Below are 339 nucleotides of genomic sequence, written 5' to 3'. Positions count from 1 at the left end.
AGTTGAAAATGAAGGCAGAAGATGGCAAACGTCGTCTTACGGATGTTGCCAATACGGAGCAGCTTTTACGTATCATTCAGTCGATTCCTTCCAAAAAGGCTGAGCCGTTCAAGGCATGGCTGGCAATGGTAGGCAAGGACCGCATCGAGGAAACCATCGACCCGGAGCAGGCCCTCGACCGCGCGCTTGATACCTATTTGTAGATAGGCTACTCCGAAGTATGGATTCATCAGCTGCTTTTGGCAATCCGCATCCGATATGAGCTGACGGATGTATGGAAGAAGCGCGGAGTGCAAAAGGGTAAGGAGTAAGATATTCAATAAATGTTACCAATTTTTG

1 pseudogene is annotated in these 339 nt (G+C 48.1%); it reads left to right on the top strand.

Annotated elements, in window-relative coordinates:
- Window positions 1–308, top strand: a pseudogene (locus P0G09_RS16310) (phage antirepressor protein); the annotation flags it as partial.
- Window positions 309–339 lie beyond the last annotated feature (31 nt).

The sequence above is a fragment of the Faecalibacterium sp. DFI.5.82 genome, assembly GCF_029076575.1.
GTDB lineage: Bacteria > Bacillota > Clostridia > Oscillospirales > Ruminococcaceae > Faecalibacterium > Faecalibacterium duncaniae.
This window is presented reverse-complemented; position numbering and strand designations above follow the sequence as displayed.